Here is a 15,638-nt window from a genome sequence, read left to right on the forward strand (position 1 = left end):
ATGAGGTCTACCATGACGAAGTTGAAAGCGGTTATTCCCGTTGCCGGATTGGGCATGCGTATGCTGCCGGCGACCAAAGCGATTCCGAAAGAGATGTTGCCAATCGTTGATAAACCGTTGATTCAATACATTGTCAACGAATGCGTCGCGGCGGGGATTAAAGAGATCATCCTGGTGACGCATTCTTCCAAGAACGCCATTGAAAACCATTTCGATACCTCATTCGAGCTGGAGGCGATGCTGGAGGCACGCGTGAAACGGCAACTGCTGGATGAGGTGCAGTCGATAACGCCAAAAGGCGTGACGCTGATGCACATTCGCCAGGGGCAGCCAAAAGGACTGGGACATGCTGTTCTCTGCGCTAAACCGTTGGTCGGTGATTCTCCATTTGTCGTTCTGTTGCCGGACATCTTGCTGGATGACGCAAAAGCCGATTTGAAGAAAGACAACCTGTCACACATGATTGCGCGCTTTGAGCAGACCGGTCTGAGCCAGGTTTTGGTGCAAAAGGCAGACGAACACGTGCTGCATGATTATTCCGTGGTTGAGTGTGAGGCCAGCAACCTGAAACCTGGCGAAAGTGCCCGTATCACATCGATTATTGAAAAGCCGGCGCCGGAAACCAAGTTGGAATCCAACTACTCTGCGGTAGGGCGCTATGTCTTGTCCGCCGATATTTGGCCGCTGCTGGAGACCACGGAACCGGGAGCCTGGGGGCGTATTCAACTGACCGATGCGATTGCAGAATTGTTGAAACACAAACCGGTAGAGGCGACGGAGCTGGTGGGGGAATCGTTCAACTGCGGTGAAAAACTGGGTTACCTTCGCGCTTTTGTCACTTATGGGTTGCGTCACCCAACCCAAGGCAAAGCTTTCCGTGAATGGGCTGAACAGCTGTCGCTTTGAGTAAAACTTCTCGCTTCTCTCGATGAGGGCCGTTGCCATCATGGCGGGAGAAGCTAGAATAGTTGTTGAATTTTGGGGAATTTCACTGTCCCATTTTTTATATTAGTATACATTTTACTGCGATTATCCGAGTTGCTATGGCGAGAGAGTTTTATGCGGTATGGCCATGTGCTTATGACAAGTCGCTGTTATTAATAAAAAATTAAAGTTTAAACTCGCCTCCGTACTGATTTTTACCGGTGCTGGGCATCACAGTTTATTTATCCTGCTCATAATAGCTTTGCTCTTATCAACGGCAGATAAACGTTCTCGATAATTGCAAACAGAGCCCATGTTTTGAGACGGCGCAGCAAGCGACAGACAGTTTGATAAGGTTACAGAGACGCTGCCACGGTTGGCGCGCATAGTAGCTTTGCAGATACATTTACTTGAAAGTGATGATAATTTGATGGCAAAACGACAATTGAAAGCGATATCACTATTGATATCGATTAGCGTAATCAGTGGATGCACTGTTTTTCCTGGAACCCATTTATCGACCAGCGGAAAAGACGTCGTAAAACAAGAAGATGCTGACTTCGATATCGATAAACTGGTCAACATTTACCCTATGACACCGAAGCTGTTGGACTCAATGCGTCCGACACAGGTGGTTGCTCAGTCGAATGCGCAACTGGATGCCTCGTTGCGTACGTATGAGTACCGGATCGGGATCGGCGACGTCCTTAACGTTACCGTCTGGGATCACCCTGAGCTGACCACGCCTGCGGGGCAATACCGCAGTGCCAGCGACACAGGCAACTGGGTACATTCCGACGGCACGATCTTCTATCCTTATATCGGTAAGGTAAACGTGGTGGGTAAAACCGTTACCCAAATCCGCGATCAAATCGCCTCCCGTTTGGCTCAGTACATCGAAAGCCCGCAGGTTGACGTCAATATTGCCGCTTTCCGCTCGCAAAAAGCTTACGTGACGGGTGAAGTTACCAAATCCGGACAGCAGCCGATCACCAACGTACCTTTAACTGTGATGGATGCGATTAACGCCGCGGGCGGTCTGACTGAAAATGCCGACTGGCGCAACATCGTTCTCACGCACAATGGAAAAGAGCAGAGTCTGTCGCTGCAAAAACTGATGCAGAATGGCGATCTGACCCAAAACCGTCTGCTTTATCCTGGGGATATTCTGTATATTCCGCGCAACGACGATCTTAAAGTGTTTGTTATGGGTGAAGTTAAGACCCCTGCGACGCTTAAAATGGATCGCAGCGGCATGACGTTGACGGAAGCGTTGGGGAATTCTCAGGGGATAAGCCAAGCTGCGGCCGATGCGACCGGCGTGTTCGTTATCCGGCCATTGCACGGAACGCAGGGCGACAAGCTGGCTAATATTTATCAGCTCAATATGTCCGATGCGACAGCATTGGTTATGGGGGCTGAATTCCATCTGCAACCGTATGACATTGTTTACGTGACGGCAGCGCCAATCGCGCGTTGGAACCGTCTGATCGTTCAGTTGGCACCAACCATCGATAGCTTCAACAATCTCACGGAAGGCTCACTGCGTATCCGCAACTGGCCGTAGTAGGGGGGGAGCCATGTTTGATTCTATCTTGGTTGTCTGCGTAGGTAATATTTGCCGCTCCCCCACGGGGGAGCGTCTCTTGAAGCGGCATCTGCCGGAAAAAGAGATCGCTTCCGCAGGCATCGGCGCCTTGGTTGGCAAAACTGCGGACAAGAGCGCTATTTCCATTGCGGAAAAACATCAGCTGTCGTTAGAGGGCCATGAAGCCAGACAGTTGACGAAAGAAATGTGCCGGGAATATTCATTGATTCTGGTTATGGAGAAAGGGCATATCGATGCCGTTTGCCGTTTGGCTCCGGAGGTCAGAGGCAAAACCATGCTTTTCGCCCATTGGTTGGGACAGAAAGAAATTCCCGATCCCTACAGAAAGAGCGCTGAAGCGTTTGAGTTTGTTTACCGCCTTCTTGATGATGCAGCCCAAAAATGGGCCCAGGCATTAAATCGTTAACCAGAGATTACAATGACTGATAATACGAAACCAGGCTTATCAACAGCCAATAATCATGATGAGATTGATCTAAGTCGCTTGTTGGGAACTTTAATTGATCACCGCTGGCTCATCATCGGGATTACTGCGTTATTCTCTGTTGCCGGGATCATTTATTCACTGTTCGCGACTCCGATATATCAAGCTGACGCGATGGTTCAGGTTGAACAAAATGTCGGTAACTCGTTGGTCAACGACCTATCCCAAATGCTGCCGAACAGTCAACCGGGCTCTTCCACGGAGATCGAGCTGATAAAGTCACGCATGGTGACGGGCAAGACTGTCGATGATCTGAACCTTGAAACGGTGGTGCAGCAAAAATACTTCCCGGTATTTGGTCGCGGCTGGGCCCGCTTGACGGGAGCCGAACCTGCCAAAATTGCGTTGTCCCGCCTCAATGTGCCAGCCAACGCAGACGATCTTGAGCTGGAATTGACGGTGATCGACGCAAAGAACTATGTGTTGAGCAATAACGGCACCGAGATTATCAAAGGGAAAGTCGGTGCGCTGGAAAGCGGCCATGGGGTTTCCTTGCTGGTAAGCGATATTTCAGCGGAGCCAGGCACCGTATTTGAAGTCGCCAAGTTGGCGCGACTGGTTGCGACCAATAATCTGTTGGATGCATTGACCGTTGAAGACAAAGGCAAAGATACCGGCGTTTTGGCGTTGAGCTTGACCGGTGACGATCCGATATTAGTGCGAAACATTCTTGACAGTATCAGCAAAAATTATCTGTTGCAGAACGTCGAGCGTAAATCGGAAGAGGCCGCTAAAAGCCTGGATTTCTTGAAAGAACAACTGCCGGAAGTTCGCAGCTCGCTGGATAGCGCCGAAGATAAGCTCAACCGTTTCCGTCAGGCGAATGATTCTGTCGATCTGTCACTTGAAGCTAAGTCTGTTCTTGATACGATCGTGGGGGTTGAGGCTCAACTGAATGAGCTAACGTTTAAAGAAGCGGAAATCTCCAAACTTTATACCAAAGAACACCCCGCTTATCGTGCACTGATGGAAAAACGCGCTACGCTACAGCAAGAAAAAGACAAGCTGAACAAGCGTGTCAGCGTCATGCCGAAAACCCAGCAGGAAATTTTGCGCTTGACCCGTGATGTGCAGGCCGGGCAAGAGATTTACATGCAGTTGCTGAATAAACAGCAAGAGCTGGGGATTACTAAAGCGAGCACGGTTGGTAACGTGCGAATCGTGGATCCTGCCGTTACGCAGCCTCGTCCGGTTAAACCGCAAAAAACCATTATCGTACTGATAGTCACGTTGCTTGGTGGCTTGTTCTCGACGGGTTTTGTGTTGCTTAAAACCATGCTGCATCGCGGCATCGAAAGCCCGGAACAGCTGGAACAGCAAGGGATCAACGTTTACGCCAGTATTCCGCTGTCTGAATGGCAGCAAAAAAGTGACCGCGAAACCATGCTGTCCGGCAAGCGCAATAGCAACAGGAGTTACACCCTGCTTGCCGTGGGCAATCCGGCCGATCTGGCGATCGAAGCCGTCAGAAGCCTGCGTACCAGCCTGCATTTTGCCTCCTTGGAGGCCAAAAATAACGTTCTAATGATTTCGGGCGCCAGCCCAAGCATCGGTAAAACGTTTGTCAGTATCAACTTGGCAGCCGTTATCGCTCAGGCGGGGCAACGTATTCTGGTCGTGGACGCCGATATGCGTAAAGGCTACGCCCACTCATTGTTAAACTGTGAATTGGGCGTAGGGCTGTCCGATGTATTGTCAGGACAAGCGACAGCGCAGCAAGCGGTCAAAAAGACCTCGATTGAGAATCTTAGCTTTATCTCGCGTGGCAAGATCCCACCGAACCCGTCAGAGCTGTTGATGCACAACCGCCTGACGGAATTCCTGGAATGGGCGGGCAAAGAGTATGACATCGTTCTGGTCGATACCCCGCCGATCCTGGCGGTGACGGATGCCGCGATTGTCGCACGCAATGTAGGCACTACCTTGTTGGTCGCGCGTTATGGCGTGAACTCGCTGAAAGAGATCGAAGTGAGTATTCGTCGCTTCGAGCAAAACGGCATGGAAATTAAAGGTATTATCCTTAACGCCGTAGAAAATAAATCGGGTAGCGCCTACGGCTACTACGCTTACGAGTATAAATAAATCCCCTTCTAAGTAAAAGCTCCTCGTAATGAGGAGCTTTCTGATTCATTCAAAGTAATTAGTAAAATCCAATTTCGGAGAGAATAAATGAGTAATCTTGCAATTATTCCGGCAAGGGGTGGGTCTAAGGGTATTCCCAAGAAAAATATTAAAGAAATTGCAGGTAAACCATTAATTGCCTGGAGTATAGAGCAGGCACTAAATTCTTCGAGTATTGAGCGCGTTATTGTTTCAACAGATTGTGAGGATATTGCTGCTGTAGCTAGGGAATATGGCGCAGAAGTGCCGTTCATGCGCCCAGCTCATCTCGCGAACGATACCGCCGCGACGGAACCTGCACTTTTGCATACCCTGGAATGGTTGGCTGAACACGAGAATTATCATCCAGACTATACCGTCTTGCTGCAGGCAACCTCTCCTGTACGTAAAGATGATGCGATTGATTCTGCAATCAAAAAGATTATCGAAAAAAAAGCCGATTCATTACTGAGTGTATGTGAGTTTTGGCATTTCCTGTGGGAAAACGAAGACAATCCGAAAGCTTATTACGATTATTTAAACCGTCCGCGTCGGCAAGATATTAAGCCTGAAAATATCAAACTCAAAGAAAACGGTTCTATTTACGTTACGAGAAGTGACATTCTCCTCAGCACCGGTAATCGTCTTGGCGGTAAAGTCATTGCGCATAAGATGTCTGAAGAGGAAAGCTTTGAAATTGACACCCTGCTGGACTGGGCGGTTGTTGAAGTAATTTTGAAAAATTGGAGTGGGAGATAATTCATGTTAATCCAGAAAAAGATATCTGATTTTTTAGTGTTTGAAACAGAATCAATCATTAAAGCATTAGAAAAAATCAACTCGAACAAAAAGCGAATCATTTTTGTTGTCACTGAAGACGGCAAGCTGTGCGGCTCTTTTTCTGACGGTGATTTCCGCCGCTGGATCACTAATGGTGATTTCGATCTGAGTCGCGAAATGTCAGAAGTGATGAACCAGAACGTTCGCTATAAAAAAGTGGACGCGCCACGTAACGAGATTGACTCACTGTTTACGAATGGCGTTGACGTATTGCCGCTGGTTGATGACTATCGGCGTCTGGTCGCTGTGGCGCTGCAAAGCGAAAAAGGCCTGACGATCGGCAAGCACACCATCACTGAAACTTCGCCGACTTACATTATTGCTGAAATTGGCAACAACCATAATGGCGACATCAAGTTGGCTAAGCATCTGGTTGACCTGGCGGTTGACGCGGGGGCCGATTGCGTTAAATTCCAAATGCGTGACCTGAGCTCGCTATATAAGGGCGGCAACGATAAAGACAAATCAGCCGATCTTGGCGCGCAGTACACGCTGGATTTGCTAAGAAAATTCCAGTTGAGCAATGAAGAACTGATCGAAGTGTTCGATTACTGCAAGGAGAAGGGGTTGACCCCGCTATGTACCCCTTGGGATCTGAAGAGCCTTGAAATACTGGAAAACTACGGTATGGAAGGTTATAAGGTCGCCTCCGCCGACTTCACCAACCACGAAATGTTGGCCGCGCTGGCTGCTACAGGCAAACCGCTGATTTGTTCTACCGGCATGTGCAGCGAAGCGGAAATCAAAAGCTCGGTTGATTTTTTGAAATCCAAAGGCGCCGAGTTTGTGATTCTGCATTGCAACTCAACGTATCCGACGCCGTTTAAAGACGTCAATCTGGCCTATATCAAGCGTCTGCAGCAGGTAACGGGTTGCCTGGTGGGCTATTCCGGCCATGAGCGCGGTATTTCCGTGCCGATCGCCGTTACTGCCTTGGGCGCACGCGTGATCGAGAAACACTTCACCATCGACAAATCTATGGAAGGCAATGACCATAAAGTGTCTCTTTTACCACCTGAGTTCAAAGAGATGGTTGTGCGCATCCGCGAAGTTGAAGAGTCCATGGGCAATGCCGGCGAGCGTACTATCACCCAAGGGGAAATGATCAATCGCGAAACTCTGGCGAAGAGTTTGATTATCAATCGCGATCTGAAAAAAGGTGAAATCATTACCCGCGAGATGGTAGAGGTGAAGAGCCCGGGCCAGGGTCTGCAGCCTCTGTATCTGGAGCAATTGGTCGGCAAGAAAGCCAATCGTGACCACGAAAAAGGCGGTTACTTCTACGAGTCAGATCTGAATGATGTAGCGATAGAGGCTAAGGACTATGACTTCAATCGTCCGTTCGGCATTCCTGTGCGCTATCACGATTACGGCAAGCTGAAGAATAAATCCAACCTGGATTTCGTCGAATTCCACCTGAGCTATCAGGACATGGAGCTGGATTTGACCGAATTCTTCTCCGGCGCTGAAGATATCGGTTTTGCGGTACATAGCCCAGAGTTGTTCGCCAACGATCATATTTTGGACCTGGCAACGGATGATCCTGCTTATCTTGCCCATTCGATCAAACAGTTGCAGCGTGTCTGCGATGTGACTCGCGCATTAAAGCAGTATTTCCCGAAAACTGAGCGTCCGGTCATCGTGGTGAATGCGGGTGGTTTCAATACCACCGGTTTCTTGCCGAAAGAGTCGCGTCAGGCGATGTACGAACGCATTGGTGCCGCTTTGGGGGAGATCAATCAAGAAGGCGTTGAAATTATCATCCAAACGATGCCTCCATTCCCATGGCACTTTGGTGGCCAGAGCTACCACAACCTCTTTGTCGATCCGGACGAGATTAAAGCGTTCTGTGAAAAATACGGCTATCGTATTTGCTATGATACGTCGCACTCCATGATGGCTTGCAATTATTACCAATGGGACCTTCATGACTTCACCCAGAAAGTCGGCCCTTATACCGCGCACATGCATATTGTTGATGCACTGGGTGTGGATGGTGAAGGGGTTCAGATCGGTAAAGGTGATGTGAACTTTGACGAGCTGGCAGATGATCTGCGCCGCTATGCGCCGGGCGCGCAATTTATTCCGGAAGTGTGGCAGGGGCACAAAAACCAAGGGGAAGGGTTCTGGCATGCGCTTAACTTCCTGGAAAAGTATCTGTAAATGAGTAAAGCCATTATGGGGGCTGCGGCTTTGTCGATAGGGGATATTCTCGGCAAAGTCATTGGCTTCATCATATTGCCTTATTTGACAGCACACCTTGGCGCGTCGGGGTACGGCGCGCTGACTCTGTATTTGTCCGTTATTCAGATCTTGATCATTTTCATTTCGTTCAGTGGTCAAGGTTTGTTGCCGGTCAAATATATGCAGGAGGGGGAAGGGAGCTCCCTGGTGTTCCGCAGAGATAACATCACCTTGGCTGTCGCGTCGAGCGTGCTATTGGTGGCTATATTCTACATAGTCACACTGGTCACCAAGATCTCAGTTTCTTTCAGTGATGGTTTTCTGGTTGTTTTAGCTTCTCTGGCACAAGCGCTGAATTTTATCAATTTATCGCATTTGCGCATTAGTCAGACCTATAAAGTTGCGGCTATCGGTCAATTTTTGCTTTCCGCATTCAATGTTTTGTTCACGATCGCCCTTTTTGAAATGATAGCGGCGACGCCAGGACAACGTTTGATAGCGATCGCGGCATCATTTTTCAGCATTCAGTTAGCCTATGAGTTCTTTGTCTACCGGAAGAGAGCGGTTAAACGCAGCGAGCTCGAGCCTTCGCGTAAACGTTATAAGGAAATCATTAGCTATGGAGTATCCTTATTACCGCATCACGGTAGTTATTGGATTAAGTCATCGGTAGATCGTTTCTTTATCGCTCATTACATGAGCACTGCTGTTGTGGGGGTTTATGGCTTGGCATTCCAGCTAACCTCCATCGTTATGCTTTTTTTTGGTGTAATCAATCAGGCGTTCCAGCCATTTATTTACCGCAAACTTAAAGCGAACGATTTTCGAGGCGTGGAGCTTATTCAATATGGATACGCGGCTCTGGTTATTGTCTCATGTGTTATTTATTTCTTTATTCTGCCGTTTGCTTTTCCATATTTATTTAATGCTGAATTCAACAGCGCAATTTATTACTTCAACATACTTTTGCCTGGGACTGCATTTTTATCGATTTATTATATTTTTACGCACTCACTGTTTTACTATCGTAAAAATAAATTAATATCGATTATTACTATGGGCTCAATGATTACGCATTTGATTGGTATCTTTGTCATCACCATGACGGAAATAAAAGTTGAGTATTTCTGCCTGGTTTATGCAATTTCCAGTTTTTATGCATGTGCAGTGACTTTTTATTGTGGCAAGCGACAGATCAGCATTGAGAGGAAAAGATGCTAGCAAGTCTTAAACGATGGTTGCGAAACTTACGTAAGCAGCGTTATCGCTCAAAAGTTATCAGAGTGGCTGAAAGCTGCGGCCGCGATCCGAAAGTCAATTTTTTAACTGTGGTTAATAACAAAACCCGGCTTGGCAACAACTTCAACTCTAATGGCTTGACGGTGGTCGGCAAGGGCAGGGTTGTTATTGGTGATAATTTTCATTGTGGTTTTGGCTGTGTGCTAATTACAGAAAATCATAATCATCATGGAAACGCTATTCCCTACGATAATACTTATGTGCTGAAGGACACGCACATAGGAGATAATGTGTGGTTAGGAATCAATGTCATTGTTCTTCCTGGCGTCAGCATTGGTGAGGGGGCGATTATCCAAGCCGGCAGCGTGGTGGTTAAAAATATAGAGCCTTACGCTATAGCCGGTGGCCATCCTGCAAAACCCTTTTCGCAACGTGATGTTGCTCATTATCTGCAGCTTAAAGCTGAAGGCAAATTCCATTGAACGGCAACTAAACATTCATGCCCGTAGCTTAATCGGATATTAGAAATATGAGTAAGTACATTGCGTATATCGAGTCACCGCTTCAGGCTTTTAATCTCATTGAATATCTTGATGCGAATGACATCATGCTCGATCTGCTGATTGTCAATAAGCGCTCGGCCAATTCCGCGTTGAATCATGGTCAGATCGTGTATCTGCTGAAGATGATTAAGCATCGCTCCTTGAAAACCATTGATGCTGAGGGGAATTTGGGCAATGCTTTTGATATTAAGCGGCAATTGAAGAGCGCGACTTCAGTAGTGAGTGCGAAGGAAACTGTCACTTTGATCGCCGGTGAGTACCGCGCCAGAGTTTTTTGGATTTTGGCGCATAAGTACCCAAAAAGGGATGTAGTTCTACTGGATGACGGTACGGCAACGCTCAGAATTAAACGTTACAATAATGTCACTACTCGGAGCATCGTAAAGTCGGTTTTCCTTAAGTCACTTGGCATGACCAATAATGAGCGCGAAAAAATAACCTTTTTCTCTGTGTATGACATTGAAGGCAATGTTTCAAAACGCGATGTGGTCATTAAACACAGTTACCAAAACTTTAAGGCTAAACTGGCCAGCCTTCCTGATGGCAAGAACAGAGTCTTCATTATAGGCACGCCGCTTTTTGAGGCGGGAGTAACGTCTGTTGATGATATTGATTTGACGCTTAAAATGATAAGCGATTTAAAGTCAAACCAGACTGATGCCGAACTGGTCTATATTCCTCATCGCCGCGAACGTGAAGAGAAAATAGAGGAAATCAGAAAGCATGTAGAGGTTCGTCGCTTGGACTTTCCCTTTGAGGTTTATCCGATTGTGGCTGGGGAGAACGTCAGGTCTATAGCCGGTTTTTATTCATCGTTGTATGATAATCTTGTGAAGATATACGATGAAAAAATAAAAATAACCGCTTATGTTCTCGATGAGAAAGTTTTGTCGCCAGAGTGGGTCGGATTCGTCGGCGCAATTTATAAAAACTATGAGAGTTATGAAAACGCGGACATTACGCTGATTAAAAATAAACTTTAATCTTATAAATTATATTTTGGTGATGGGAATGAAGATTGCTTTAATTAACACGCTTTATGCTCCTTATAAAATAGGTGGTGCTGAGGTATCAGTCCAACTATTGGCTGAAAGTTTGCAACGGGCCGGGCATGAGGTTGGTGTATTTTGTCTTCATGAACTTGATGAGGTAAAGTATGACACACTTAATGGCGTGCATGTTGCCTATTTACCTCTCAAGAATGTGTACTGGCCGTTCAAGGCATCAGCTGCAAGCAAATTAAAAAAAGCGGTGTGGCACCTACTCGACTCTTATAATCCATTTATGGCCCGAGCCATGCGCAATGAGCTACGCAAATTTTCTCCGGATGTGGTGCATACCAACAACCTCAGCGGGTTTTCCGTTGCTGCGTGGCGAGTGGCCAAGAAGCTGGGGGCGCGCGTGGTGCATACGACTCGCGATTATTATCTATTCCACCCCAATGGCACGTTGTTTAAACATGGCCAAAATATGGATGTACAGTCGCCTGCAGTGCGCATCACCTCTTATCTAAAGAAAAAAGCCAGTCAGCGCGTGGATGCTTTTGTTGGTATAAGTAAATATATTTCCGACTTGCATCAGAGAAATGGATTTGCTCGCAACGCGGTGCATACGCATATCTACAATCCTGTCGCGGCGATAGACTACGTACCGACCGTCAGCGAAAAGGTCCGGATCGGTTTTGTCGGTCGTCTCACCGAAGACAAAGGGTTTGATGAGTTTTGTGCTCTGGCAAAACAGGCCAGCTGCGATCCTCAGGTTGCATTCTACGCCGCCGGCAGATTCAACGGTGACGCTTCTGGCGAGAAGTTGAAGGGGTTGGCGTTGGAAGCAGGCATTCATTTGCTTGGCTTTATCAAGATTGAAGAGTTTATGACGCAGATTGACGCCGTTGTTCTACCGACGCGGTGGAATGAACCCTTTGGGCGGACAGTTGCGGAATCAGCCATCTCTGGTAAGGTTGTGTATACGTCTTTCAATGGTGGAGTGGCTGAAATCGCTGCTTTTTACGACAACATTTTCGAGCTAAAAGATTTTTCTGTCGCTGGTGTGGTAAGCGTCGTTAGAGAAAATAACAATAAATCGCGTCGTTCATTTTTTGAACTGGAAAAAATAACCGATGCCTATGAGAGTGTGTATAGAGGGTCATAATGAGAGTATCGACAAAGTCGCTGGTTGTTTTTCTTTTGCTGACGTACATGGCATTGCTCTCATTGAATGGCGTCGTGACCGTCGCTGCGTATATGTCGACCAGGGCACTTTTGTTATATAAAGACTTTTTTGCCATGGCAGTTCCAGTTTTCGTACTAATACTACTTTTTGCGCGTAATCCTACCGTGTCAAAACAGTGTAGAAGCGTATTGGTCTTTTTCTTGTCAATGGTAGTCTTCTCGTTAGTTTATATTCTTTTTAGTATGATTGCCGGAAGATTTGATTTCTTCCGTTCTATAGTTCAGTTTCGCTTAGAATTGCTTACATTCGGTTCTTTTTTCTTCGCGGCCGTTTTACTTCTTTTCGAATATAATGAACGTGTCGAAATTGTTAATAAAATCATCAAGTACTATATTTTCTTTGCCGTATTGAATGCGCTTTTTGCAGTCGCCGAATCCAGCTTGGCAGGCCTGCTTTATGCGCTAATCGGTTTTGACCCAGGCCCACAGTTGACACAGTTTGGTAAAGAATATGGTCTTCTGCTGCGCACTATCCAAGGTCAATTACGTGCTTTTGGTTTGCTCACCGGGCCATTCAGCCTCAGTGAATATCTGTTCTTTGCACTGGTGTTATCTCCTTATGTAAGCGTGAAACATCGCAAAAAGTATATTCTTCTCACTATGGTAGGGATCGCATTTTCAACATCGAAAACGGCGATCATTATGGCGCTGCTTTATATCATGTTCCTGATGTTGAGACGCTTTTTCTCTCAACGTTTTAGCCTGAACTCAGTTACCATGGTAACGATGGTCTTGTCACTGTTCTTTTATATTACGACAACCAATTACAGTATTTATGAGATGATATTTCCGAAGGAGAATGCTTACGCGGAGAACAGCATTTTACTTCGTACAGTCAATATAGAGGCCGTGCGAGCTGACAGTGAATATTCGCCATTTATCGGTGCTGGGTATGCTGTGAATGGCAACGCAGTGATTGGTGATGACAATACGAACTCAATCCCGCTTGACAGTATGTATATCTACATGTTGTCGAATTACGGGAATGTCGGAATTATTATTCTTGTTATCGTTGCGTCGGTTATTCTTGGCATTCTTTATCAACGTACTCGTCTTGGCCTTAACCCCAGTATTTACCTATACTGGATGATCTCGCTATCGATGAACTTTGTTTATAATAATCCGTTGACAAACTATCCAGGCTACATATTCCCAATCATTATCTCAATCTTGTTATTGTCGATTAGAACGCCCGAGACGGGGGCCGTGAGTCGGTCAAAGAAGAATGTAGGCTATATTCAATCGCTACATTGACGCGATATTATTTAAAGTTACGAGGTAATTAATGATCTATGTCAATGCGCGATTTTTAACGCAGGATTTGACAGGTGTTCAACGGTTTGCTCAGGAAATATGTCTTGCGCTGAGTAAAATTAGGCATGATGTCATTTTCTTATCGCCACCTAATATTATTCATCACGATATCGCGTCGCAATTGAATGTTCAGGTAGTGGGTAAGAAAAGTGGCCACTTTTGGGAGCAGTTGGAGCTTCCTGCTTTTTTAAGGAAACAGAAAAGTCCGCTTCTCATTAACCTTTGTAATACGGCACCGATCTTTTATCGTAATAAAGTTGTTACTCATCACGACATTATATATAAACGCTATCCGCAAAGTTACTCTGCAAAATTTCGTTTTGTTTATAATAATCTAGTCCCTCTGATGCTACGTCACAGTAAGGCGTTGATCACGGTTAGTGAGTTTTCTAAAAAAGAAATTAGCCAGGCGTTTGACTACCCATTAAACAATATTTACGTAATCTATAATGCGGTCTCTGAGCAGTTTAAACCCGCTGCGCCAGTATCCGATACAGAGCGCCCCTATTTATTGGCTGTTTCGTCTCCAAATTATCACAAAAACTTTCATGGTCTGATTGCCGCTTTCTCTAAAATGGCAAACAGCCAGGATGTAACACTGAAAATCATTGGAGCCGCCAATAAGAACTTCGCGGATGTGGGGTTTTCGACAAAAGAAGCTACGGCGAACGATAACATACAGTTTTTGGGGCGAGTGAGCGATCAACAGCTTGTCGAACTCTATTCTCATGCTCGTGCCTTTGTGTTTCCTTCTTTATATGAAGGGTTTGGCATTCCTCCGTTAGAAGCACAGGCCTGTGGCTGCGCGGTAGTATCGTCCAATCGCGCTTCTTTGCCCGAGGTGTTGTTGCATAGTGCATTGTACTTTGAGCCGGAGAATATCCCGGAAATGCAACAGGCACTGGAGCGAATTATACAGGATGAAGCGTTGCGCCAAACTTTAATCGCTGAGGGTTTTGAGAATGTCAAACGTTTCGATTGGATGCGTTCGGCTGCAGCGTTGAACGAGATAATGACGAGAGCTATGCAATGAAAAAAAAAGTGCTGCATGTTGCCGAAACAGTGAAAGGTGGCGTCGCTACGGTAATTAGACAACTTGTACAGCAAAATGATGAATTTGATTTTTACTGTGTGTTGCCCGATAGCCAATACCGCGAGATCGGGGCTTTCCCTGAAGAAAAAATGAAGGTGTTTTCGCGCACCGGGAGAAATATCCCTTCATTTATCTCTTTGGCTATTAACTATATCCAGTTAGTGCGTAAAGAAAAACCGGATGTCATTCACGTCCACAGTACTTTTGCAGGGGTTGTTTGTCGGTTGTTAACGCCATTGGTAAGAATGACGTGCAAACCCAAAATTATTTATTGCCCACATGCTTTTTCTTTCCTGATGGACACATCGGAAAAGAAAAAAAAGGTCTATGCCAAGATAGAGAAAGTACTGCAAAATAATACCGATGTGATCATCTGTACCAGCGAATATGAGAAAAGAACGGCACTGATGACCGGAATGAATCCGGGCAATTTGACCGTGGTTTATAACGGCGTAGAGCCTCCTGTCGCGTTGCCCGATGAGATTAACCCTTATCATCAAGATAAAATCAATATATTGTTTGTTGGCCGCTTTGATTACCAAAAAGGATTTGATTTGGTTCAGCAGATTGCCGATAAACTGGATGACAGATTTTTAATCACGATCGTCGGCGGCAATGTGCATGCGAAAGAACAACCCGCGCCTCATGTCCGAATGGACTTTAAAGGCTGGTTGACGCCTTCAGCGATGGCTCCTTATTTCACTTATGCGGATGTGTTGTTGATGCCAAGCCGCTGGGAATCGTTCGGCCTTGTCGCCGTTGAGGCAGAGAGCTATGGGGTGCCTGTGGTCGCCAGCCGCTGCAGTTCATTGCCGGAGGTGGTGAATGAAGGTGTTACGGGCTATCTGTTTACGACCAATGCAGCTGATGAGGCCGCTGAAATACTGAGTACTCGCGACAAGCGCGATTGGGGTGCAATGAAAGCAGACTGTGTCGATTTCTACAATGCTAATTTCACCTCAGAGAAAATGGTATCCAATACCTACCGTCTTTACAGATAATCGATACATCCACGTTTTTTGGAATGAAAATAACTTTTTTTCCTATTATATTTAAT

General features: G+C 46.2%; 13 protein-coding genes. All 13 read left to right on the forward strand.

Going from position 1 to position 15,638, the window contains the following annotated elements; translation table 11 throughout:
* Positions 1-12 precede the first annotated feature (12 nt).
* Positions 13-906: a UTP--glucose-1-phosphate uridylyltransferase GalU gene (gene galU, locus ACJ8PN_RS03505; RefSeq protein WP_351106543.1), complete on the forward strand. Its 894-nt coding sequence runs from the start codon at positions 13-15 to the stop codon at positions 904-906.
* Between the two features lie 448 nt (positions 907-1,354).
* Positions 1,355-2,491, forward strand: coding sequence for a polysaccharide export protein (locus ACJ8PN_RS03510; protein ID WP_016928434.1), 1,137 nt, complete (start codon positions 1,355-1,357; stop codon positions 2,489-2,491).
* Positions 2,492-2,504: 13 nt separating this feature from the next.
* Complete coding sequence (locus tag ACJ8PN_RS03515; protein WP_016928433.1) at positions 2,505-2,939, forward strand: arsenate reductase/protein-tyrosine-phosphatase family protein; 435 nt, start codon at positions 2,505-2,507, stop codon at positions 2,937-2,939.
* A 12-nt stretch (positions 2,940-2,951) separates the two neighbouring features.
* Positions 2,952-5,099 (forward strand): tyrosine-protein kinase Wzc, encoded by a 2,148-nt coding sequence (gene wzc, locus ACJ8PN_RS03520; protein ID WP_351106548.1) that lies wholly within the window; start codon positions 2,952-2,954, stop codon positions 5,097-5,099.
* 87 nt (positions 5,100-5,186) lie between these two features.
* Positions 5,187-5,876 (forward strand): acylneuraminate cytidylyltransferase family protein, encoded by a 690-nt coding sequence (locus ACJ8PN_RS03525; RefSeq protein ID WP_016928431.1) that lies wholly within the window; start codon positions 5,187-5,189, stop codon positions 5,874-5,876.
* A 3-nt stretch (positions 5,877-5,879) separates the two neighbouring features.
* Positions 5,880-8,120, forward strand: a complete 2,241-nt coding sequence (locus ACJ8PN_RS03530; protein WP_016928430.1) for an N-acetylneuraminate synthase family protein — start codon at positions 5,880-5,882, stop codon at positions 8,118-8,120.
* Complete coding sequence (locus ACJ8PN_RS03535; RefSeq protein WP_437189122.1) at positions 8,121-9,362, forward strand: oligosaccharide flippase family protein; 1,242 nt, start codon at positions 8,121-8,123, stop codon at positions 9,360-9,362.
* Positions 9,356-9,862, forward strand: a complete 507-nt coding sequence (locus ACJ8PN_RS03540) for an acyltransferase (protein ID WP_071525944.1) — start codon at positions 9,356-9,358, stop codon at positions 9,860-9,862. Before ACJ8PN_RS03535 ends, ACJ8PN_RS03540 begins: the two co-directional genes overlap by 7 nt.
* A gap of 47 nt (positions 9,863-9,909) precedes the next feature.
* On the forward strand, positions 9,910-10,926 hold the full coding sequence (locus ACJ8PN_RS03545) for a hypothetical protein (RefSeq protein WP_016928427.1): 1,017 nt from the start codon (positions 9,910-9,912) through the stop codon (positions 10,924-10,926).
* Positions 10,927-10,954: 28 nt separating this feature from the next.
* Complete coding sequence (locus ACJ8PN_RS03550; protein ID WP_437189120.1) at positions 10,955-12,094, forward strand: glycosyltransferase family 4 protein; 1,140 nt, start codon at positions 10,955-10,957, stop codon at positions 12,092-12,094.
* Entirely contained in the window at positions 12,094-13,428 is a 1,335-nt protein-coding gene (locus ACJ8PN_RS03555) for an O-antigen ligase family protein (RefSeq protein ID WP_016928424.1), read from the forward strand. Before ACJ8PN_RS03550 ends, ACJ8PN_RS03555 begins: the two co-directional genes overlap by 1 nt.
* A 31-nt stretch (positions 13,429-13,459) precedes the next feature.
* Positions 13,460-14,521, forward strand: a complete 1,062-nt coding sequence (locus tag ACJ8PN_RS03560; protein WP_442534618.1) for a glycosyltransferase family 4 protein — start codon at positions 13,460-13,462, stop codon at positions 14,519-14,521.
* Positions 14,518-15,582: a glycosyltransferase family 4 protein gene (locus ACJ8PN_RS03565; RefSeq protein ID WP_171453659.1), complete on the forward strand. Its 1,065-nt coding sequence runs from the start codon at positions 14,518-14,520 to the stop codon at positions 15,580-15,582. Before ACJ8PN_RS03560 ends, ACJ8PN_RS03565 begins: the two co-directional genes overlap by 4 nt.
* Positions 15,583-15,638 lie beyond the last annotated feature (56 nt).

It is taken from the genome of Serratia sp. CY76391 (genome assembly GCF_052166695.1).
GTDB lineage: Bacteria > Pseudomonadota > Gammaproteobacteria > Enterobacterales > Enterobacteriaceae > Serratia > Serratia nematodiphila.

Bases quoted from the DNA above. Each gene is read 5' to 3' on its own strand.
- ACJ8PN_RS03560 (WP_442534618.1), top strand. From the start codon at position 13,460: ATGATCTATGTCAATGCGCGATTTTTAACGCAGGATTTGACAGGTGTT.
- ACJ8PN_RS03540 (WP_071525944.1), top strand. From the start codon at position 9,356: ATGCTAGCAAGTCTTAAACGATGGTTGCGAAACTTACGTAAGCAGCGT.
- ACJ8PN_RS03555 (WP_016928424.1), top strand. From the start codon at position 12,094: ATGAGAGTATCGACAAAGTCGCTGGTTGTTTTTCTTTTGCTGACGTAC.
- ACJ8PN_RS03545 (WP_016928427.1), top strand. From the start codon at position 9,910: ATGAGTAAGTACATTGCGTATATCGAGTCACCGCTTCAGGCTTTTAAT.
- ACJ8PN_RS03525 (WP_016928431.1), top strand. From the start codon at position 5,187: ATGAGTAATCTTGCAATTATTCCGGCAAGGGGTGGGTCTAAGGGTATT.
- ACJ8PN_RS03510 (WP_016928434.1), top strand. From the start codon at position 1,355: ATGGCAAAACGACAATTGAAAGCGATATCACTATTGATATCGATTAGC.
- wzc (WP_351106548.1), top strand. From the start codon at position 2,952: ATGACTGATAATACGAAACCAGGCTTATCAACAGCCAATAATCATGAT.
- ACJ8PN_RS03515 (WP_016928433.1), top strand. From the start codon at position 2,505: ATGTTTGATTCTATCTTGGTTGTCTGCGTAGGTAATATTTGCCGCTCC.
- ACJ8PN_RS03565 (WP_171453659.1), top strand. From the start codon at position 14,518: ATGAAAAAAAAAGTGCTGCATGTTGCCGAAACAGTGAAAGGTGGCGTC.
- ACJ8PN_RS03535 (WP_437189122.1), top strand. From the start codon at position 8,121: ATGAGTAAAGCCATTATGGGGGCTGCGGCTTTGTCGATAGGGGATATT.
- galU (WP_351106543.1), top strand. From the start codon at position 13: ATGACGAAGTTGAAAGCGGTTATTCCCGTTGCCGGATTGGGCATGCGT.
- ACJ8PN_RS03530 (WP_016928430.1), top strand. From the start codon at position 5,880: ATGTTAATCCAGAAAAAGATATCTGATTTTTTAGTGTTTGAAACAGAA.
- ACJ8PN_RS03550 (WP_437189120.1), top strand. From the start codon at position 10,955: ATGAAGATTGCTTTAATTAACACGCTTTATGCTCCTTATAAAATAGGT.